This is a genomic window from Actinocatenispora comari, from assembly GCF_017312725.1.
Classification (GTDB): Bacteria; Actinomycetota; Actinomycetes; order Mycobacteriales; family Micromonosporaceae; genus Actinocatenispora; species Actinocatenispora comari.
The window spans coordinates 18,679-37,464 of sequence record NZ_BOPO01000050.1; the positions used below are offsets into that span (position 1 = coordinate 18,679).

Annotated in this window: 17 protein-coding genes; 8 read left to right on the plus strand and 9 right to left on the minus strand. The window is 72.2% G+C overall.

Annotated elements, in window-relative coordinates:
• Positions 1 to 48: 48 nt before the first annotated feature.
• The 3 genes from NUM_RS14545 to NUM_RS14555 all read right to left on the minus strand — a co-directional run bounded on the left by NUM_RS14545 (position 49) and on the right by NUM_RS14555 (position 2,796).
• On the minus strand, positions 49 to 1,566 hold the full coding sequence (locus NUM_RS14545) for a M1 family metallopeptidase (protein ID WP_225918576.1): 1,518 nt from the start codon (positions 1,564 to 1,566) through the stop codon (positions 49 to 51).
• A 120-nt stretch (positions 1,567 to 1,686) separates the two neighbouring features.
• A complete protein-coding gene (locus NUM_RS14550) occupies positions 1,687 to 1,896 on the minus strand; it encodes a dodecin (RefSeq protein WP_207125374.1) in 210 nt (69 codons plus the stop codon).
• Positions 1,897 to 1,935: 39 nt separating this feature from the next.
• Complete coding sequence (locus tag NUM_RS14555; protein WP_207125375.1) at positions 1,936 to 2,796, minus strand: LysR family transcriptional regulator; 861 nt, start codon at positions 2,794 to 2,796, stop codon at positions 1,936 to 1,938.
• Positions 2,797 to 2,868: 72 nt separating this feature from the next.
• Between NUM_RS14555 and NUM_RS14560 the strand changes: the two genes are divergently transcribed.
• On the plus strand, positions 2,869 to 4,215 hold the full coding sequence (locus tag NUM_RS14560) for an MFS transporter (RefSeq protein ID WP_207125376.1): 1,347 nt from the start codon (positions 2,869 to 2,871) through the stop codon (positions 4,213 to 4,215).
• On the opposite strand, the gene NUM_RS14565 is transcribed toward NUM_RS14560, so the two are convergent.
• From NUM_RS14565 to NUM_RS14575, 3 genes are all read right to left on the minus strand, one after another.
• Positions 4,128 to 4,775, minus strand: coding sequence for a type III secretion system chaperone family protein (locus NUM_RS14565; RefSeq protein WP_225918577.1), 648 nt, complete (start codon positions 4,773 to 4,775; stop codon positions 4,128 to 4,130). The genes NUM_RS14560 and NUM_RS14565 overlap by 88 nt on opposite strands.
• Positions 4,776 to 4,961: 186 nt before the next feature.
• The gene (locus NUM_RS14570; protein ID WP_207125377.1) at positions 4,962 to 5,597 is read right to left on the minus strand and encodes a hypothetical protein; all 636 of its coding nucleotides are present in this window, start codon (positions 5,595 to 5,597) and stop codon (positions 4,962 to 4,964) included.
• Positions 5,598 to 5,688: 91 nt separating this feature from the next.
• Positions 5,689 to 6,576, minus strand: a complete 888-nt coding sequence (locus NUM_RS14575) for a Vgb family protein (RefSeq protein ID WP_207125378.1) — start codon at positions 6,574 to 6,576, stop codon at positions 5,689 to 5,691.
• Positions 6,577 to 6,675: 99 nt separating this feature from the next.
• Here NUM_RS14575 and NUM_RS14580 point away from each other — a divergent pair, with 99 nt between their 5' ends.
• Complete coding sequence (locus NUM_RS14580; RefSeq protein ID WP_225918578.1) at positions 6,676 to 7,317, plus strand: TetR/AcrR family transcriptional regulator; 642 nt, start codon at positions 6,676 to 6,678, stop codon at positions 7,315 to 7,317.
• Between the two features lie 179 nt (positions 7,318 to 7,496).
• Positions 7,497 to 7,955, plus strand: a complete 459-nt coding sequence (locus tag NUM_RS14585) for a hypothetical protein (protein ID WP_207125380.1) — start codon at positions 7,497 to 7,499, stop codon at positions 7,953 to 7,955.
• 58 nt (positions 7,956 to 8,013) lie between these two features.
• On the opposite strand, the gene NUM_RS14590 is transcribed toward NUM_RS14585, so the two are convergent.
• From NUM_RS14590 to ettA, 3 genes are read right to left on the minus strand one after another with little or no spacing between them, the layout of a single operon-like run.
• Entirely contained in the window at positions 8,014 to 8,418 is a 405-nt protein-coding gene (locus tag NUM_RS14590) for an acyl-CoA thioesterase (RefSeq protein WP_207125381.1), read from the minus strand.
• A 53-nt stretch (positions 8,419 to 8,471) separates the two neighbouring features.
• A complete protein-coding gene (locus tag NUM_RS14595) occupies positions 8,472 to 8,879 on the minus strand; it encodes an acyl-CoA thioesterase (protein WP_207125382.1) in 408 nt (135 codons plus the stop codon).
• A 4-nt stretch (positions 8,880 to 8,883) separates the two neighbouring features.
• Positions 8,884 to 10,578: an energy-dependent translational throttle protein EttA gene (gene ettA, locus NUM_RS14600; RefSeq protein ID WP_207125383.1), complete on the minus strand. Its 1,695-nt coding sequence runs from the start codon at positions 10,576 to 10,578 to the stop codon at positions 8,884 to 8,886.
• A gap of 285 nt (positions 10,579 to 10,863) precedes the next feature.
• On the opposite strand from ettA, the gene NUM_RS14605 reads away from it, so the two are divergent.
• From NUM_RS14605 to otsB, 5 genes are all read left to right on the plus strand, one after another.
• Positions 10,864 to 12,186 (plus strand): ABC transporter substrate-binding protein, encoded by a 1,323-nt coding sequence (locus NUM_RS14605; protein ID WP_207125384.1) that lies wholly within the window; start codon positions 10,864 to 10,866, stop codon positions 12,184 to 12,186.
• A 192-nt stretch (positions 12,187 to 12,378) separates the two neighbouring features.
• Entirely contained in the window at positions 12,379 to 13,344 is a 966-nt protein-coding gene (locus NUM_RS14610; RefSeq protein ID WP_207125385.1) for a carbohydrate ABC transporter permease, read from the plus strand.
• Positions 13,341 to 14,264, plus strand: coding sequence for a carbohydrate ABC transporter permease (locus NUM_RS14615; RefSeq protein ID WP_207125386.1), 924 nt, complete (start codon positions 13,341 to 13,343; stop codon positions 14,262 to 14,264). Before NUM_RS14610 ends, NUM_RS14615 begins: the two co-directional genes overlap by 4 nt.
• Positions 14,265 to 14,471: 207 nt before the next feature.
• On the plus strand, positions 14,472 to 15,953 hold the full coding sequence (locus NUM_RS14620; RefSeq protein ID WP_207125387.1) for an alpha,alpha-trehalose-phosphate synthase (UDP-forming): 1,482 nt from the start codon (positions 14,472 to 14,474) through the stop codon (positions 15,951 to 15,953).
• Between the two features lie 196 nt (positions 15,954 to 16,149).
• A complete protein-coding gene (gene otsB / locus NUM_RS14625) occupies positions 16,150 to 18,702 on the plus strand; it encodes a trehalose-phosphatase (RefSeq protein WP_207125388.1) in 2,553 nt (850 codons plus the stop codon).
• The last annotated feature ends 84 nt before the right edge of the window (positions 18,703 to 18,786 follow it).

Genomic DNA, 18,786 nt, shown 5'->3' on the forward strand with positions numbered 1-18,786 from the left:
GGTCGGGGCGGCGATCCCGCCCCGACCCGGCCGGCTCGGCGCCCTGGCTCAGTGTCCGGCCAGCAGCGCGTGGGTGCGCCGCAGCTGCGGCAGGGAGGCCGGTGCGGCGGCCGGCACCGCGGTACCGGCCGGCAGGTGGAACGCCGAGCGCGGTGGCTTGCCGGTGGTGAACAGCCAGGTGTCGAACAGCTGCGACAGGTCGCGCCCGGACAGCCGCTCGGCCAGCCACTCGAACTGCGGGATGCTGCCGTTGCCGTACCGGTGGGTCGACGCCCAGGTGCGCAGGATGGTGAAGAACGTCCGGTCGCCGACGACGTTGCGCAGTGCCTGCAGCGTCATCGCACCCCGGTCGTACACGGCGTCGGAGAACTGGTGTTTGGCGCCCGGGTCGCCGACCTTGACGCTCCACAGTGGATCGTCGGCCGGGTGCGAGTCGTAGTCGGCCAGCGCCACCGACAGGGCGCTGCCCGCACCTGTGTGCTCGGACCACAGCCACTCGGTGTAGCCGGCGAAGCCCTCGTTGAGCCAGATGTCCGACCAGTGGTGCACCGACACCGAGTCGCCGAACCACTGGTGCGCGTTCTCGTGCACCACCACGTACGGGTCGGCGGCGGATTCGAAGAAGTCCAGCCCGTACATCGGCCGGGTCTGGTCCTCCAGCGCGAAACCCGCCTCGTGGTTCGGCACGATCCCGCCGAGCGCGTCGAACGGGTACGGCCCGAAGACCGAACTCTCCCAGTCGATCACCGACGCGGTCAGCCCCACCGACGCCCGCGCGTTCTTCGCGTGCGCCGCGCTCAACCCCTGGTCGTACGCCTCGATCACCGGGCGGCCGTGCGCGTCGGTCGAGGTGTCGAGGTCGTAGTGGCCCACCGCGAGCACCGCGAGGTAGGTGGCCATCGGTCGGCTCTCCCGCCACCGCCACGTGGTCGTACCGTGCCCGGCCGGGTGCCTGCCGGCCAGGATGCCGTTGCTGATCGCCTGGTAGCCGGTCGGCACCGTGACGTCGATCGCGTAGCTCGCCTTGTCCAGCGGGTGGTCGTTGCTGGGGTACCACCACCAGGAGATCTCCGGCTCGTTCGCCGCCACGGCGCCGTCGTCGGTGCGCATCCACGAGGTGAAACCCTCGGCCACCACCGTCGACGGGATCCCGTGGTAGCGCACCTGCACCACCATCCGCTGCCCGGTGTGCAGGGCGCGGGTGGGGGTGAGCACCAGTTCGTGGTCACCGCTGCGGTCGAACCGCGCCGGTCGCCCGTTCACGGTCACCGCGTCGGTGGTCAGCGCGAAGTCCAGGTCGAACCTGGTCAGGTACTGGGTCGCGACGCCGGTGAGCGTCGCGGTGCCGGCCAGGTGGTCGTTGCCGGGCTGGTAGTCCAGATCCAGGTCGTAGTGCGAGATCCGATACCCACCGTTGCCGTAGTCGGGGTAGTACGGGTCGCCGATGCCGGGCGCGCCGACACCACCCGACGCGGACGCCGCCGGGGCGACGCCGACGGCCAGAACCGTGGCGAGCGCCGCGGCACCGAGCGCGGTGAGCGCCCTGCCGATTCTCTTACCGGACACAGATTCACCTCCGGAGACGAAAACTCCGGAAGGAACCTATCGAATGTTTCGGTCGTCAGGTGCTCGGTCGGCCACGATCCCGCCGGAGGCCTGCACGCCGGGCGCGCGGCGCCGGTCCGGTCACTCCTCGATACGGAAGCCGACCTTCAGACCGACCTGGTAGTGCGCCACCCGGCCGTCCTCGACGTGCCCGCGTACCTGGGTCACCTCGAACCAGTCGACGTGTCGCAGAGTGCTGCACGCGCGGGAGATGCCGTTGTCGATCGCCTGGTTGATCGAGTCGGAGGAGGTGCCGACGATCTCGGCCACCCGGTATGTGTGATCGGTCATGCCCCACCATGGCACGGCGGCGTGGCCGGCGGATCCGGATCAGGTCAACCCGAGTTCGGTCCGCAGCCGGGGCAGCACCGCGAGCAGTGCCGGGTGGCCGGGCCGCGGTGTCACCAGCGACAACCGCAGCCGGGTCCGGAACGGCAGCCGGTCGATGCTCTCCCCCGGCCGCAGGTCGGTCGTCACCGCGGAGCGCGGCAGTACGGCGAGATGACCGCGGCGGCGCGCCATCCCCACCGTGGTCGGTACCGACGCGCCCCGCCGTACCGTGGCGCCGAGCAGCGTGAGTCGCTGCCGCGTCGGAGCGCCCTGCATGTCGTACGTGTAGCAGACGACCTCGCGGTCGCGCAGCGGCGTGCGCCCGGCCCCCAGCCCGGCGACCCCGGCCGGGCGGAAGGCGACCAGCTCGTCACCGCCGACCGCGCGGGCCTGGGTGCCGTGCGGCAGCGTGACCTGCTCGGCGATGGCCACCAGCGCCGCGTCCATGGTGCCCTCGGCGACCCACTCGATCAGCCGGTCGCCGTGGTCCACCCGCTGGTCGACCACCTCGTCCGGCAGCAGCGCGTCCAGCACCGGGAACAGCGCGGCCGCCATGCTCGCGAACGTACCCACCACGATCGGCCGGGCGGTGTCGGCCGACTGTGCGGCGGTGAAGGCCCGGTCCAGGTGGCCGAGGATGTGCTCGGCCTGCCGGGCCAGCTCGGCGCCGGCCGCGGTGGGTCGGGCGCCGGTGGTGTCGCGCTGGAACAACCGCACCCCGGCCCGGCGCTCCAGCCTGGTCAGCCGGGCGCTCGCGGCCGGCTGGCTGAGCCGCAGCGAGCGGGCTGCCGCGCCGATCGACCCACACCGGGCGACCGCCACCACCAGCTCCAGGTCATCGATGTCCGGTCGGGAAGCCATAACGCAAGTCTATGGGCCGCGGCCAACTTCCGGCGGCTACCGGTGGCCCCGACGCGCCCCGACGATGGGCTCATGTCCGTACCGAGGCGCGATGTCACGATCATGTTGGGCACCACGTTCGTCGTCTGGCTGGGCCAGCGCATCACCGCGGTGGCGATGCCGCTGGTGGCGCTCGCGGCCAGCCACTCCGCCTGGTCCACCGGGCTGGTCGGTGGGATGGCGGGGCTGCCGCTCGTCACCGCGCCCTGGTGGGCCCGGCGCGGCTGGCAGCGGCTCACCAGCGGCCGGGCCATCGGCCTGGTCCTGGCCGGCCAGGTCGCCGGGCTGCTGATCGTGCCGGTCGCCGCGATCGGCGACCATGTCAGCTGGTACGCGCTCGCCGCGACCGGCCTGGTCTCCGGCTGCTGCACCGCGCTCGCCGGGCCGGCGCAACGCAGCCTGCTGGCCGAGATCGCCGAACCGCTCGGCGGCTACGCCGCGGCGAAGGCGTTGGCCTGGCAGGACTTCGCGCACCGCAGCTCGATGGTGGTGGCGCCGGCGCTGGGCGCGCTCGCGGTCGGCGCCTGGGGTCCCGTACCGCTGCTGTGGTGCGAGGCCGCCGGCGTCGCGGCCGGCGCCCTCCTGCTCACCACGGTACGGGCGCGCTCCTGCGGTGCCGGCGGTACGGCCCGGGAGCCGGTGGCGCGGCTGACGATGCGGGCGGCGCTGCGGGCGCACCCGTCGATCGCGGTCGGAGTGGCGATGTCCGGAGTCGGCGGGCTGGCCTGGTTCGCGTTCACGCTGGGCCTCGCCGTGCGCGGCGCCGAGGTGGCTCGACCCGGCGCGCTGATCGCCGCCGCGATGACCGGGTACGGGTTCAGCTCGGTGCTGTCCGCCCTGGCCAGCCCGCGACTGCTGCCGCGGCTGCCCTGGCTCGCGACCGCGGCGGCGGCCTGGGTCGGGCTCGGGCTGATGTTCGTCGGCGAGGCCGGCGCCGGCGCGTCGGTGCCGCTGATCGCCGCGATCGCCGCCGTCGGCGGGCTGCTCGCACCGCTCGGCAACGGCTCGCTGGACGCCTTGATCGGGACCCGCACGACCGGTGCGGAACGCCGTACCGCGTTCGCCGCGGCGGGCTTCGTGCACGACGGCTCGGTGTCGGTCGGCCTGGTCGTCGGCGGCACGGTGATCGGGCTCGCCGGTACCACCGGCACCCTGCTGGTCACCGGCGTCGCGCAGATCGTCGCCGGTGCCGCCGGCCTGATCTGGCGGGCGCACCGCCGCGCCAGCCGGCCCGCCGACGACGCGGCGATCGCCGGCGGGAGAGGGCCGGCCCTGGCCGGGCCGGCGATCGGTCAGAGGACGGCGCCGTCGCCGTGCAGCCAGTCGGCCCACGCCTCGGCCACGTCGACCGCGCAGCCGAGCAGCTCGTCGAGCAGTTGATCGTGCGCACCCGGGACCAGCGGCACCTGCATCTCCGCGTACAGCGGGAGCCGGCCCGACTCGCCCGGCTCGCCCAGGTACGCCTTGAGGAAGCGCCGGTCGTGGTTCCACGAGTTGACCGCCGGGAAGGCCTGCGGCGCCCACTCCGGCGCCACCGTGCCGTGCGCCCGGGCGCGCACCATCAGGATGTCGCGGTCCGGCCCCTCCAGGGCGAACATCACCGCGTGCCGCTCCCACATGGCGACCAGGTTGCCGGTGCCCGGGTCGGTCAGGAAGTACACGTCGAGCCGGCGCAGCGCGGCCGACAGCCGGTCCGTGGTCACCGGGCTCGGCCCGCTGCTCGCCGCCTTGAGCAGCGGCATCAGGTCGTGCACGCCGGTGCGCTCGGCCGGCACCCGGCGGCGCACCGTCACCGCGTCGATCGGCCCGAACGCCTCCGGGCCGAACGGCCCGTCGTCGGCGGTCTGCTCGGCGCCGCCGTTGCGGGAAGCTCCGTCGGGTCGAGAAACGCTGTCGCTCCGAGAAACACCGTCGCGCTGGCTCTTACGCCACCATGGCATCGCGTCGTCCCCTGCTCGCTTATCGGGAGGTGTCCGACCGCCGGCAGGTACGCACGCACGATCTCTCGGCGCCGGCACGATCGGATCTGGTTGTCGGTGAGCCGACCGGTGGGACGCCGGTTTGGGGGGCTCCGCGGCCGACGTTACCGGCGATGGGCACGCACGTCGCGGTCGCTGTTGGACAGATCACCCGTCACTGCGTGTGATCTCGGCGGGGTTCACCGGATCGAGCGTCAGCCCACCGGGGCGTTGGTACCAGGCCGTACCGTTTCGGGCCTGTGCCGACAGCCACCGGCCCGCGGTGCCGAAACGTACCGGTTCGTCGGCGAGGAACCCCATCCGGACCAGCGCCAGCACCACCCGCATCGGTACCTCGACCTCGGTGTCACCGGTGGCCAGGGTGATGCCGGGATGGTCGAGCAGCGCGTCCCGGATCCGGCGCTCGCCGACCCCGCGGCCGGTCGAGTCGCGCAGCGTCGTCGCCGCGAGCTCGGCGATCCGGCGCAGGTCGCCCGCCGGTACCTGCTCCACCGGTTCGCCCGCCGCCGGCGGCAGCGCGCCGCGCCACTGCGCGTCGTACCGGGTGGGGAGCGCGCCGTCGGGCAGCGCGGCGAGCAGGTCACCGGCCCGTACCGTGGCGTCGTCGGCCAGCTCGCCGGCCACGGTCCGGGCGACCAGCACGCCGAACGGCAGCCGGGACCACAGCGCGAGCAGCCCGCCGGCGGCCGGCCGCAGCCGGACCAGCGCGGCCGGGTCCAACCGCACCAGCCGGGCGCAGTACGCACCGGCGTCGGGCACCGACTCCGCCGCGATCACCCGCACCGTGCCACCCCGTTCCGCTCGCCGACCGCGCGAGGCCGGTCACCCGCTCGCGCCTGGCTGGACCCTATCCGGCCGCCGAACCGCAGCGGCGTCAGCCGTCGGTGCGGGCGATGCGGGCGAGCGCGCCGGACTCCAGCGCGGTCCACAGCGCCCCGTCCGGGCCGAGTGCGATGCCGTGCGGTTCGGAGCCGGGGGTGGGCAGGTCGTGTACCTCGACGGCGCCCGTCGCGTCGATCGACCCGACCCGGTTGGCGCCCCACTCGGTGAACCAGAGCCTGCCGTCACCGCCGTCGGTGATGGCGTGCGGTCGCGCCGCACGGTCCGGCAGCGGGTACTCGGTGATCTCGCCGGCCGGGGTGATCCGGCCGAGCTGGCCGGCGCCGATCTCGACGAACCACACCGCGCCGTCCGGGCCGGCGGTGATCCCGACCGGCGCCGCGGCCTCGGTGGGCAGCGGGTGCAGCCGTACGTCACCGTCGGGATCGATCCGGCCGATCGCGTTGCGCTGGTTGAGGGTGAACCACAGTCCGCCGTCCGGGCCGGCGGTCAGCGCCGCCGGGAACGCGCCCTCGACCGGCAGCGCGAACTCGGTGGCCCGACCGTCGGTGTCGATCCGGGCGATCCGGCCGGCGGCGGTCTCGGTGCACCACAGCGCACCGTCCGGGCCGGCGGCGAGACCGAACGGGCCGCACTCCGGCGTCGGCAGCTCGAACTCGTCGAGCTCGCCACCGAGGGTCAGCCGGCCGATCCGGTGCGCCTGGTACTCGGTGAACCAGAGCGCGCCGTCCGGCCCGACGGTCACGATCGTCGGGCCGCAGCCCGGATCGAGCTGACGCACCGTCGGCTCCTCGCCGGGCACCAGCCGGCCGATCCCGCCGCTGTGCACGAGCGTGAACCACAGCGCACCGTCCGGGCCGGTGGTCAGCGCGTACGGCCCGGCGCCGGGGACGGGGTGCTCCTGGATCGAGACGCGGGTCATCCGTGCTCCTGTCTGGTGCGGTGGTGGACCACGAGCATGCGGTCGCCGCACCGATTGGTCAAGTACATTTTTCGGATCGACCCAGGTATGGTGCCCGGCATGACCACCGAACCGACGGGCCTGCGCGCCCGCAAGAAGCAGCAGACCAGGGCCGCCATCTCCGACCAGGCCACCCGGTTGTTTCTCGCCCGCGGGTTCGACCAGGTGACGATCGCGGAGATCGCCGAGGCGGCCCAGGTCGCCAAGATGACGGTGACGAACTACTTCCCGCGCAAGGAGGACCTCGCGCTCGACACGCACGACCAGTTCGTCCTGCTGCCCGCCACCACGGTACGCGACCGGCAGGTCGGCGAGTCCGCGCTGGCCGCGCTGCGCCGCGGGCAGCTCGCCGGGGTCGCCGCGCGCAACCCGCTGATCGGCTTCTCCGGCCCCGAGTTCGCCCGGCTGGTCACCGGCAGCCCGGCGCTGGTCGCCCGGCTGCGCGAGTTCCACGAGGACCGGGAGACCGCGCTCGCCGACACGCTCGCCGCCGAGACCGGCGCCGCGCCGGACGACATCGCGCCGCGGGTCGCCGCCGCCCAGCTGACCGGCGTGCTCCGGGTGCTGTTCACCGAGACGGTGCGCCGCACCCTGGACGGCCAGGACGACGACCGGATCGCCGCCGCAATGACCCGGCTCACCGAGGCCGCGTTCGACGCGCTCGCCCCGTCGCTCGCCGAGTACGCGATCCGCACCGGCTGACCGTCCGTCCCGAGCCGCCGGCACGCCCTGGCCCCGGTGGCCGCAGACCGGCCTGGCCCGGCCCGATGGCCGGCGGTCGACGTGCCCTTTCCCCGGTGGCCGGCGATCGGCCCGCGCGGCCGACGACGGGGCCGGTACGGCGGGTGGCCGCCGAACGGGACACTCCCTAGGATCGGGCCGTGTCCGAATCCCCGTACCCGCCGCACGAGCCGGTCGACATCGACCTGGACCGCGTGGACGCGGACCGTTCCGCCGCCCAGGACGACCTCCCGCCTGCTCCGGGTGCCGCGGCCACGCCGCGCGAGCACTGGTTGGCGCCGCTGGTCGGGCCGGAGGCGCTCGCCCTGATCAGCCTGGTGCTCGCCGCCGTCGGCGTGTTCGCCATGAACTCCGTCGCGTTCGTCGCGATCACCATGCAGGGCGGACCGGGTGCCGACGGCCAGGCCGTTCAGGCGCCACCGCCGGTCGGCCTGGTCGGCGTGGTGGTCGGGCTCGTCGGCGTGGTGCTGAGCGTACTGAGCCTGCGGCGCCGGCCACGCGGTCGCGAGGTGTCCGTCTGGGCCCGCGCCCTCGCCGCCACCGGTCTGGTATTCGGGCTGCTCGTCACCGCCGCCTACGCGCTGGTGTGGCGCGGCTGACCGGGCCGCTCAGGCCCCGCCCCGCTCACGCCCCGCCCCGCTCAGGCCCCCGCCACTCTCAGGCCTCCGTCCAGCGGGAGAGGAACTCCCGTTCGGCGGTGGACAGCCGGCGCGGCCGCCCCGCCGCCAGGTCGTACGGCACGAGCACCGAGGTCGCCCGGGACGCGAGCCGGCCCGCGTCGAACAGCTCGTACGAGACGCGGAACGAGGCGTTGCGGATCTCGGCGAGCCACAGCTCGATCCGCACCGGCTCGCCGAAGTCGACCGGCCGCAGGTAGTCGACCTCGTGCCGGGCGATGACCGTACCGGCCTCCAGCGTGGTGAGGCCCTCGGCGCGGGCGGCGAGGAACATCAGCGCCGCGCGGGCCTCCTCGTACAGGGTGAGGAACCGGGCGTTGTTGACGTGCCCGAAGGCGTCCAGGTCCGACCAGCGGACCGGGCAGTCGTAGCTGTACCGAGCCATCCGGAACTCGGACCTCCCGTCGAACTCGCGGCTCGCCGAACCCGGTGCGCCGCTCAGGGCTCCAGGTAGCGGCCGAGGAAGTCGCGCTCGTCCGGCTCCAGCGGCCGGGACCGCGCCGTGTCGTAGTCGTAGCCGACGAGCACGCACTCGCATCGCGCCATCGGGGTGCGGCCGTCGCGCATCTCGGCGAACAGCGTCCAGGAGCTGGTACCGATCTTGCCGACCCAGGTGTCGATGTCGAGCAGCAGCCCCGGCCGGTAGGTGACCGCGGACAGGTAGTCGACCGCCACCCGCGCCGCGATGAAGCCACGGCCACCGGGCGCACCCGCGTACCCGGCCGGCGAGGACGCCAGCATCGCCATCCTGGCGTCCTCGAACATGGTCAGGTAGCGGGCGTGGTTGAGGTGACCCAGCATGTCCGGGTCCGACCAGTGCACCTGCGCCTGGTGACGTGCGCGCACCCGCTCAGTCCCGGGTGAGCTTGCGGTAGGTGACCCGGTGCGGGCGGGCCGCCTCCGGGCCGAGCCGCTCGATCTTGTTCTTCTCGTACGACTCGTAGTTGCCCTCGAACCAGAACCAGCGCGGGCTGCCGTCGTCGTTCAGCCCTTCCCAGGCCAGGATGTGGGTGGCGATGCGGTCCAGGAACATCCGGTCGTGGCTGGTGATCACGGCGCAGCCGGGGAAGTCCAGCAACGCGTTCTCCAGCGAACCGAGCGTCTCCACGTCCAGGTCGTTGGTGGGCTCGTCGAGCAGCAGCAGGTTGCCGCCCTGCTTGAGGGTCAGCGCCAGGTTGAGCCGGTTGCGCTCGCCGCCGGACAGCACCCCGGCCGGCTTCTGCTGGTCCGGCCCCTTGAACCCGAACGCCGCGATGTACGCCCGGGACGGCATCTCGACCTTGCCCACCATCAGGTGGTCCAGCCCGTCGGAGACGACCTCCCACAACGGCTTCTTCGGGTCGATCCCGGCGCGGTTCTGGTCCACATAGGACACCTGGACCGTCTCGCCGATCCGGATCGTGCCGCCGTCCGGCTTCTCGTCGCCGACCAGCATCTTGAACAGCGTGGTCTTGCCGACGCCGTTCGGGCCGATGACGCCGACCAGGCCGTTCTGCGGCAGCGTGAACGACAGCCCGTCGAACAGCGTGTGCTCGCCGTCGCCCGGCACCTTGAACCCCTTGTGCAGGCCCTCGACCTCGACCACGACGTTGCCCAGCCGCGGTCCCGGCGGGATCTGGATCTCCTCGAAGTCCAGCTTGCGGGTCTTCTCCGCCTCGGCCGCCATCTCCTCGTACCGGCCGAGCCGGGCCCGGCTCTTGGTCTGCCGGGCCTTCGCGTTGGAGCGCACCCACTCCAGCTCGTCGGACAGCCGCTTGCGCAGCTTGGCGTCCTTGCGGCCCTCGACCGACAGCCGGGCCGCCTTCTTCTCCAGGTAGGTGGAGTAGTTGCCCTCGTAGCCGTGCACCCGGCCCCGGTCGACCTCGGCGATCCACTGCGCCACGTGGTCGAGGAAGTACCGGTCGTGCGTGACGGCGATGACGCAGCCGGGGTACTTCTCCAGGTGCTGCTCCAGCCACTGCACGCTCTCCGCGTCCAGGTGGTTGGTCGGCTCGTCGAGCAGCAGCAGGTCGGGCTGCTCCAGCAGCAGCTTGCACAGCGCGACCCGGCGGCGCTCACCACCGGACAGGTCGGTGACCGGCGCCTCCGGCGGCGGGCAGCGCAGCGCGTCCATCGCCTGCTCCAGCCGGGAGTCCAGCTCCCAGGCGTCGGCGTGGTCGAGCTCCTCCTGCAGCTGGCCCATCTCGGCCATCAGCTCGTCGGTGTAGTTGGTCGCCATCTCCTCGGCGATGGCGTTGAACCGGGCGAGCTTCGCCTTGGTGTCCGCGACCGCCTCCTCGATGTTGCCGAGGACGGACTTCGACTCGTTCAGCGGCGGCTCCTGCATCAGGATGCCGACGGTGGCGCCGGGGGCGAGCTCGGCGTCGCCGTTGGACAGCGGTTCGAGCCCGGCCATGATCTTCAGCAGGGTCGACTTGCCGGCCCCGTTCGGGCCGACCACACCGATCTTGGCGCCGGGCACGAAGCTGAGCGTGACGTCATCGAGGATGACCTTGTCACCGTGCGCCTTTCGCGCCTTACGCAGGACGTAGATGTACTGGGCCACGGTGGCCACAACCTCCGCTGACGATCGACTTCCGGTACGCGGGCAGGGCACAGCCCACTCTTGGCGTCAATCGTCTCAGGCCGGCCGGTATTCCTGGCACCGGGGCAGGCGGCAGGCCCGACCAGCCGGTACCGGCGGGCGGGCGCGGTGAAAGTGTCGGCAAGGTAACGACGGTTGCCAGCAGGTAAAGGCTCGGATGGGATGTGTGTCACCACGAATGTGGGGCGCCGGTGGTTGACATGTCCGGCGTACCCCACGTTCTTCACGTCGAAGGAGCAGCCAGGAATGCGGATCAAGCGTTCGATGGCACGACGCGCGGTGGCCGCGCTCGGGGTTCTCGCGCTGGCCGGCAGCCTCGCCGCCTGCGGTGACTCGGGTGACGACTCGGCGTCGGGCGCCAAACCGGACAAGTTGACCGGGGTCGGCCCCATCACGCTCGCCACCGGCAAGGACACCACCGGCACCCTGAACGAGATCCTCGCCGAGTGGAACAAGGCGCACCCGGACCAGAAGGTCACGCTCACCGAGCTGCCCGAGGACGCCGACCAGCAGCGGCAGCAGATGGTGCAGAACGCGCAGACCAAGTCCGACGCGTACACGATCCTCAACCTCGACGTGGTGTGGACCTCCGAGTTCGCCGCGAACGGGTGGGTCGAGCAGCTGCCCGAGAACGAGTTCGCGATGGACAAGTACCTGGCGCCGGTGGTCAAGACCGCCAAGTACTTCAACAAGCTGTACGCGGCGCCGTACGCGTCCGACGGCGCGCTGCTCTACTACCGCACCGACCTGCTCAAGCAGGCCGGCGTCGCGAAGCCGCCGACCACCTGGGACGAGATGAAGGCGGACTGCGCCAAGGTGCTCAAGCTGCCGGCCGGCAAGGGCATGTCCTGCTACGGCGGCCAGCTGGACAAGTACGAGGGCCTGACGGTGAACTTCTCCGAGGCGGTCGACTCGGCCGGCGGTGAGGTCGTCGGTTCCGACGGCAAGCCGAACGTGAACACCCCGGAAGCGAAGAAGGGCCTGGACTTCCTGGTCGACGGCGTCAAGGACAAGACGATCCCCAAGGACGCGCTGACCTGGAAGGAAGAGGAGACCCGCCGCGGCTTCGAGAGCGGCAAGGTCGTCTTCGCCCGCAACTGGCCGTACATCTACGCGCTGATGGCGAACAAGAAGGACGCGGGCAACAAGGTCGCCGGCAAGTACAACGTGGCGCCGATCCCGGGCCTGTCCGGGCCGGGCAAGGGCACGCTGGGCGGGCACAACCTCGCGATCAGCAAGTTCGCCAAGAACAAGAAGACCGCGCTGGACTTCATCAAGTGGTTCACCAGCGAGAAGAACGAGAAGACCTGGCTGACGAAGAACTCGCAGGCCCCGGTCTACGGCTCGCTCTACGACGACCCGGCGCTGCAGAAGCAGTTCCCGTACCTGTCGACGCTGAAGCAGTCGATCGAGAAGGCCGAGCCGCGCCCCGCGATCGTCAACTACGGCGACGCGACCGCCGCGATCGAGGAACAGGCGTACGCGGCGATCTCCGGGAGCAAGTCCTCCGCCCAGGCGCTGAAGGACCTGCAGACCAACCTCACGAAGATCACCAGCAAGGACAAGTAACCCCCCACCGACGGCCGGGTCCGGTTTCCGGGCTCGGCCGTCGGGCTTCTCCCGGCCGGACGCCGCGCGTGCCGGACCGGCCGTTCTCCCCCGTGTGCCCTGGAAAGGCTGATCGATGAGTTCTGTGCCCGCAGGCTGCCCGCTGCCGCCCGGCGGCGCCGGCCGTACCCGCCCCGTACCGGGGGTGGTGTCATGACCACCGCGGTCCAGGCGCCCACCCCGCCGGCCAAGGCGGTAGGCCCGATGCGGCAGGACCGGCGGCGCGGTGTCGGCCGGTTCGCCGCCCTGCTGCTGTCGCCGACGGTGCTGGTGCTCGCGCTCGTGATCGGGTACCCGATCGTGTCGGCGTTGCGGCTGTCGTTCCAGGTCACCCACCAGGGCATCAACCCGACCACCGGGATGGTGGAGAACACCAGCCACGTCGGCCTCGCCAACTACGCCGGGATCTTCAGCGGCGACTCGGCCAGCCAGTTCTGGAACGCGTTCTGGAACACCACCACGTTCACCGTCGCCGGTGTCGCGATCGAGACGGTGATCGGCGTCGCGATGGCGCTGATCATGCACAAGGCGTTCCGTGGTCGCGGCATCGTCCGGGCCAGCGTGCTCGTACCGTGGGCGATCCCGACCGCGATCTCCGGCCTGCTGTGGAAGTGGATCTTCCAGTCCGACGGCATCGCGAACACGGTGCTGCACACCCACGTGCTCTGGACGACCGAGGGCTTCCACGCCTGGGGCGCGGTGCTGATCGCGGACGTGTGGAAGACCGCACCGTTCATCGGCCTGCTCGCGCTCGCCGGCCTGCAGGTCATTCCGGGCGAGGTGTACGAGGCGGCGAAGGTGGACGGCTCCGGCCCGTGGCGCACCTTCTTCCGGATCACGCTGCCGCTGGCGCGGCCGGCGCTGGTGGTGGCCGTACTGTTCCGGATGCTGGACGCGCTGCGCATGTTCGACCTGCCGTTCGTGCTGATCGGGGCGCACAAACACTCGGTGGAGACGCTGTCCACGTTCGCCTGGTACGAGGCGTCCAACCTGCGCTACGGCACCGCCGCGGCCTACTCGACGGTGCTGTTCCTCTACATCGCGGTGGTCGCGTTCGTGTTCGTCAAGGTGCTCGGCGCCGACCTGATCGGCCGTGGCGTGGAAGGGAAGAAGAAATGACGTCACTGCCTCCGGCCGGAGCCTCCACCCCGCTCGCCGGGGCGCTCGCGGCCGACGCCACCCGGGCCGCCACCGGGCTGCCCGTCAAGCGGACCCGGCGGGCCGGTGCCAGCCCGTGGGCGTACGCCGGGATCACGGTCATCGTGATCTACTGCCTGGCGCCGTTCTACTGGATGGTCGTCTCCGCGCTGCGCCGGCCGGACGACCAGTTCTCCAACCAGGCCTTCCCGTGGCCGATCTCGCTGGCGAACTTCGAGTCCGCGTTCAAGCCGAGCAACGGGTTCGGCCGGGCGCTGCTCAACTCGCTGGTGGTGGCCGGGCTGACCACGATCCTGACGCTGGTCATCGGGATCACCGCGGCGTACGTGCTGGCCCGGCTGGAGTTCCGGTTCAAGAACGTGATCCTGGCGGCGATCATCGCCACCTCGATGTTCCCCGGCATCTCGCTGCTGGTCCCGCTGCTGAAGCTGTTCGTGTCGATCCACTGGATCAACACGTTCCAGGCGATGATCCTGCCGAGCATGAGCTTCGCGCTGCCACTGGCGGTGTTCAACCTGACCGCGTTCTTCAAGCAGATGCCGTTCGCGCTGGAAGAGGCGGCACAGATCGACGGGGCGTCGCCGATGCAGGCCTTCCGCAAGGTGATCCTGCCGCTCGCCGCGCCCGGCGTGTTCACCACCGCGATCCTGACGTTCATCGCGGCCTGGAACGAGTTCATCATCGCGCTGTCGGTGACCAACAAGCAGGACATGCGCACCGCACCGGTGATCACGTCGCTGTTCACCGGCCAGTACGGCTACGACCAGCCGTTCGGTACCCAGATGGCGGCCGGCGTGGTGGTGACCATCCCGCTGGTGATCCTGGTGCTGTTCTTCCAGCGCCGCATCGTCGAGGGGCTGACCTCCGGCGGTGTGAAGTGACCGTGCGCTAGCACCAGCCGGACCGACGCGGCCGGGGTACCCCAGTGCGGGTGCCCCGGCCGTTTCGTTGCCCTGACCGCCGTGTTTGTCCCCGTTCATCCGGGGAACGCTCAGGGTGAGATTCACACTACCGGCGGCTGAGCCGGGCGGCCGCCGGTGATTCAGTAGGCTCGATGTCTGTCCGGTTCGGCGGCGGTAGGAGGCGGCGTGTCGACAGCCAGCCCGTTCGTGGTGGTGGCCAACAGACTTCCGGTCGACGAGGTGACCACGCCGGACGGGAGCCGGGAGTGGCGCCGCTCCCCCGGCGGGCTGGTCACCGCGCTGCACCCGATCATGCGGGCCGAGCACGGCACCTGGCTGGGCTGGGCCGGCGGCACCGGCCCGGCCGCCGACGAGTTCGAGCTCGACGGGATGCGGCTGCACCCGGTCGCGCTGTCCGCGCAGGAGTTCGAGAAGTACTACGAGGGCTTCTCCAACGCCACCCTGTGGCCGCTGTACCACGACGCGGTCGAGCCGCCGGTCTACCGGCGCAGCTGGTGGGACAACTACCGCGAGGTCAATCGGCGGTTCGCCGCGGAGACCGCGAAGGTGGCCGCCGAGGGTGCGGTGGTGTGGATCCAGGACTACCAGCTGCAGCTGGTGCCGGCGATGCTCCGGGAGCTGCGGCCCGACCTGCGGATCGGCTTCTTCCTGCACATCCCGTTCCCGCCGGTGGAGCTGTTCATGCAGATGCCGCGGCGGGTGGAGATCATGCAGGGGCTGCTCGGCGCCGACCTGGTCGGCTTCCAGCGCCCGCTCGCCGCACAGAACTTCCTGCGGCTGACCCGCCACCTGCTCGGGCTGCACCCGAAGGGCCCGGAGGTGCGGGTCGACGACCGCACCGTGCGGGTGGCGGCGTTTCCGATCTCCATCGACGTGGGCGAGATCGAGCGGCTCGCCGCGAGCGAGTCGGTCCGGGCCCGCGCTGCTGAGATCCGGGCGGAGCTGGGCAACCCGAAGCACATCATCCTGGGCGTCGACCGGCTCGACTACACCAAGGGCATCGACCGGCGGCTCAAGGCGTTCCGGGAACTGCTGCAGGAGGGCACCCTCGCGGTACCGGACGTGGTGATGGTCCAGGTGGCGACGCCCAGCCGGGAGCGGGTGGCGCACTACCAGACCCTGCGCGACGCGGTGGAGCTGCAGGTCGGGCGGATCAACGGCGACTACGGCAAGGTCGGCGTGGCGGCGGTGCACTACCTGCACCAGTCGGTCGACCGGGCGGAGCTGACCGCGCTGTACTGCGCGGCCGACGTGATGATGGTGACGCCGCTGCGGGACGGCATGAACCTGGTCGCCAAGGAGTACGTGGCGGCCCGGGTGGACCTCGGTGGCTCGCTGGTGTTGTCCGAGTTCGCCGGCGCCGCCTCCGACCTGCGCCAGGCGTACCTGGTGAACCCGCACGACACCGACGCGCTCAAGGACGGGCTGGTGCGCGCCGTCCGGGTCGACCCGACCGAGTCGGCGCGCCGGATGCGGGCGATGCGGCGGTTCCTGCGCGGGCACGACGTCGACCACTGGGCCCGCTCGTTCCTGACCGCCCTCGGCGTACCGGAGGCCACCGACGCCCTCGCCTCGGTGGTGACGCCGGCGTCGCCACCCGGTCGTACCCGCCGGCCCGGCCGGCGCATCGACGGCTCCACCCGCTGACGTGCGTCCCCGAAGGCAGCCGAGCACCGACCCGCGGAGGCAGCATGAGCACCGACGACGCGATCACCGCAGCGGAGGCGGCATGAGCACCGACGACGCGATCACCGCAGCGGAGGCAGCATGAGCACCGACGACGCGATCACCGCAGCGGAGGCGGCATGAGCACCGACGACGCGATCACCGCAGCGGAGGCGGCATGAGTACGGTGGCGCCGACCGAGCCGTTGGACGCGGCGTTGCGGGCGACGCTGGGCCGGCTGGCCCGGGTACCGCAGCTGCTGGTGGCGGTGGACTACGACGGCACGCTGGCGCCGATCGTGGACGACCCGGCGGCGGCCCGGCCGCTCCCGGAGGCGGTGACGGCGCTGCGCGCGCTGGCCGAGCTGCCGCAGACGAAGGTCGCGGTGGTGTCCGGCCGGTCGCTGCGCGACCTCGCCGCGCTGTCCCGGCTGCCCAGCGAGATCCACCTGGTCGGCAGCCACGGTTCGGAGTTCGACGTCGGGTTCGTGCAGCAGCTGTCCGCGGAGGCGAGGCAGCTGCGCACCACGCTGCAGCAGCAGGTGGAGCGGATCGCCGCCGGGCAGCCGGGGGTACGGCTGGAGGCGAAGCCGGCGAGCGTCGCGGTGCACACCCGGACCGCGGGCGACGAGGTCGCGGCGGGCGTGAACGCAGCGGTACGGTCCGGTCCGGCGATGCTGCCCGGGGTGCACGTGACCGAGGGCAAGAAGGTGATCGAGCTGTCGGTGGTGCACACCGACAAGGGCACCGCGCTGGACACGCTGCGCAGCCGGCTGGGCGCCTCGGCGGTGCTGTTCGTCGGCGACGACGTCACCGACGAGAACGGGTTCGCCCGGCTGCGCGGCCCGGACGTCGGGGTGAAGGTCGGTTTCGGCGACACCCGGGCGACCCACCGGGTGGCCGACCCGGTCGAGGTGGCGAAGCTGCTCGCGCTGGTGCTCGACATCCGCCGCCGCTGGCTGTACGGGGAGCGGGCGGTGCCGATCGAGCGGCACTCGATGCTCGCCGGCGGCGACAACCTGGCGCTGGTCACTCCGGACGCCCGGATCACCTGGCTGTGCCATCCGCGGCCGGACTCGGCGGCGATCTTCGCCGACCTGCTCGGCGGCAGCCCGGCCGGGTACTTCGGGGTCGCGCCGCAGCGCGGCGGCCTGCCGCTGGGCCAGAAGTACCTGGGTGGCTCGATGACGGTGCAGACGCGCTGGTCCGGGCTGACCGTGACCGACTGGCTCGATCCGACCGGGCCGGCGAACCGCACCACCCTGGTCCGGCAGCTGACCGGCACGGTCACGGTCCGGGTGCAGTTCGCGCCGCGGCCGGAGTTCGGTCAGGTGGCGGTGCGGCTGCAGCCGCTGGGCGACGGGCTGGTGATGCTCGGGTCCAACGAGCCGGCGGTGCTCTACTCCCCCGGCGTCGACTGGGACATCGTCCAGGAGGGCGAGCACGACACCGCGCACGCGCTGATCGACCTGCGGGCCGCGGGCGGCAGCGCGGTGCTGGAGCTGCGCTGCGGTACCGACAACCTCGATCCGGCGCCGCGGCCGGTCGAGCAGCGGGCCGACGAGGCGGCGACGCAGTGGCGCGGCTGGCTGGACGGGTTGCGGCTGCCCGGGGTGAGCACCGAGCTGGTGGCGCGCAGCGCGTTGACGCTGCGGGCGCTGACCTACCGGCCGACCGGGGCGATCCTCGCCGCCGGTACCTGCAGCCTGCCGGAGGACCTCGGCGGGGTGCGCAACTGGGACTACCGGTACTGCTGGCTGCGCGACGCGGCGCTGGCGGCCCGGGCGCTGGTCGACCTGGGTTCGGTCGACGAGGCGGAGGGGCTGCTCGCCTGGACGGCCGGGGTGATCGAGCGCACCGGCGGGCATCCGGAGCGACTGCACCCGCTGTACACGGTGGAGGGGCAGACGCTGGGGCCGGAGGCGGTCATCGACACGCTGCCCGGGTACGCCGGGTCGCGGCCGGTGCGGGTCGGCAACGCGGCGAACAAGCAGCTGCAGCTCGACGTGTTCGGGCCGATCGCCGATCTGGTCGACGCGGTCGCGCAGCGCCGCGGCGCGGTCAGCGACTTCGACCGCGAGGTACTCGACGCGATGGTGGACGCGGTCGCCCGCCGCTGGTTCGAGCCGGACCACGGCATCTGGGAGCAGCGCCAGCCGCCCCGGCACCACGTGTACTCGAAGGTGATGTGCTGGCAGACGGTCGACCGGGCGCTGAACGTGGTGGCCCGACACGGCCTGCCGGAGCGGCCGGACTGGGTGGAGTTGCGCGCGGCGATCGCCGAGAACGTGCTGGAGTACGGGTGGAACGAGCAGGTCGGCGCCTACACCACCGCGTACGACGGGACCGACCTGGACGCGGCCTCGCTGTGGGTGGGGCTGTCCGGGCTGCTCGCCGACGACGACCCGCGGTTCCTGGCCACGGTGCTCGCGATCGAGGCGGAGCTGCGCAGCGGCCCGGTGGTCTACCGGTACCGCTCGGACGACGGGATGCCCGGCACCGAGGGCGGTTTCCACGTGTGCACCGCCTGGCTGATCGAGTCGTACCTGCGCACCGGGCGCCGGGCCGACGCGGAGGAGCTGTACGGGCAGTTCGTGGCGTGCTGCGGGCCGACCGGGCTGCTGCCCGAGCAGTACGACCCGCTGGCCGAGCGGGGCCTCGGCAACCATCCGCAGGCGTACAGCCATCTGGGGCTCATCCGCTGCGCGCTGCTGCTGGACTCCCGGCGCTGACTCGTCCACAGTGGACGGTCCGGAAGCGGGGCAAACTCGGTCCACTGTGGACACGCACGGGCCGCCGCGGGGCGGGTGTCGCGG

Coding starts and splice junctions, on each gene's coding strand:
- NUM_RS14550 (WP_207125374.1), bottom strand. CDS start 1,896: ATGACCGATCACACATACCGGGTGGCCGAGATCGTCGGCACCTCCTCC.
- NUM_RS14555 (WP_207125375.1), bottom strand. CDS start 2,796: ATGGCTTCCCGACCGGACATCGATGACCTGGAGCTGGTGGTGGCGGTC.
- NUM_RS14560 (WP_207125376.1), top strand. CDS start 2,869: ATGTCCGTACCGAGGCGCGATGTCACGATCATGTTGGGCACCACGTTC.
- NUM_RS14565 (WP_225918577.1), bottom strand. CDS start 4,775: ATGCCATGGTGGCGTAAGAGCCAGCGCGACGGTGTTTCTCGGAGCGAC.
- NUM_RS14575 (WP_207125378.1), bottom strand. CDS start 6,576: ATGACCCGCGTCTCGATCCAGGAGCACCCCGTCCCCGGCGCCGGGCCG.
- NUM_RS14580 (WP_225918578.1), top strand. CDS start 6,676: ATGACCACCGAACCGACGGGCCTGCGCGCCCGCAAGAAGCAGCAGACC.
- NUM_RS14590 (WP_207125381.1), bottom strand. CDS start 8,418: ATGGCTCGGTACAGCTACGACTGCCCGGTCCGCTGGTCGGACCTGGAC.
- NUM_RS14605 (WP_207125384.1), top strand. CDS start 10,864: ATGCGGATCAAGCGTTCGATGGCACGACGCGCGGTGGCCGCGCTCGGG.
- NUM_RS14610 (WP_207125385.1), top strand. CDS start 12,379: ATGACCACCGCGGTCCAGGCGCCCACCCCGCCGGCCAAGGCGGTAGGC.
- NUM_RS14615 (WP_207125386.1), top strand. CDS start 13,341: ATGACGTCACTGCCTCCGGCCGGAGCCTCCACCCCGCTCGCCGGGGCG.
- otsB (WP_207125388.1), top strand. CDS start 16,150: ATGAGTACGGTGGCGCCGACCGAGCCGTTGGACGCGGCGTTGCGGGCG.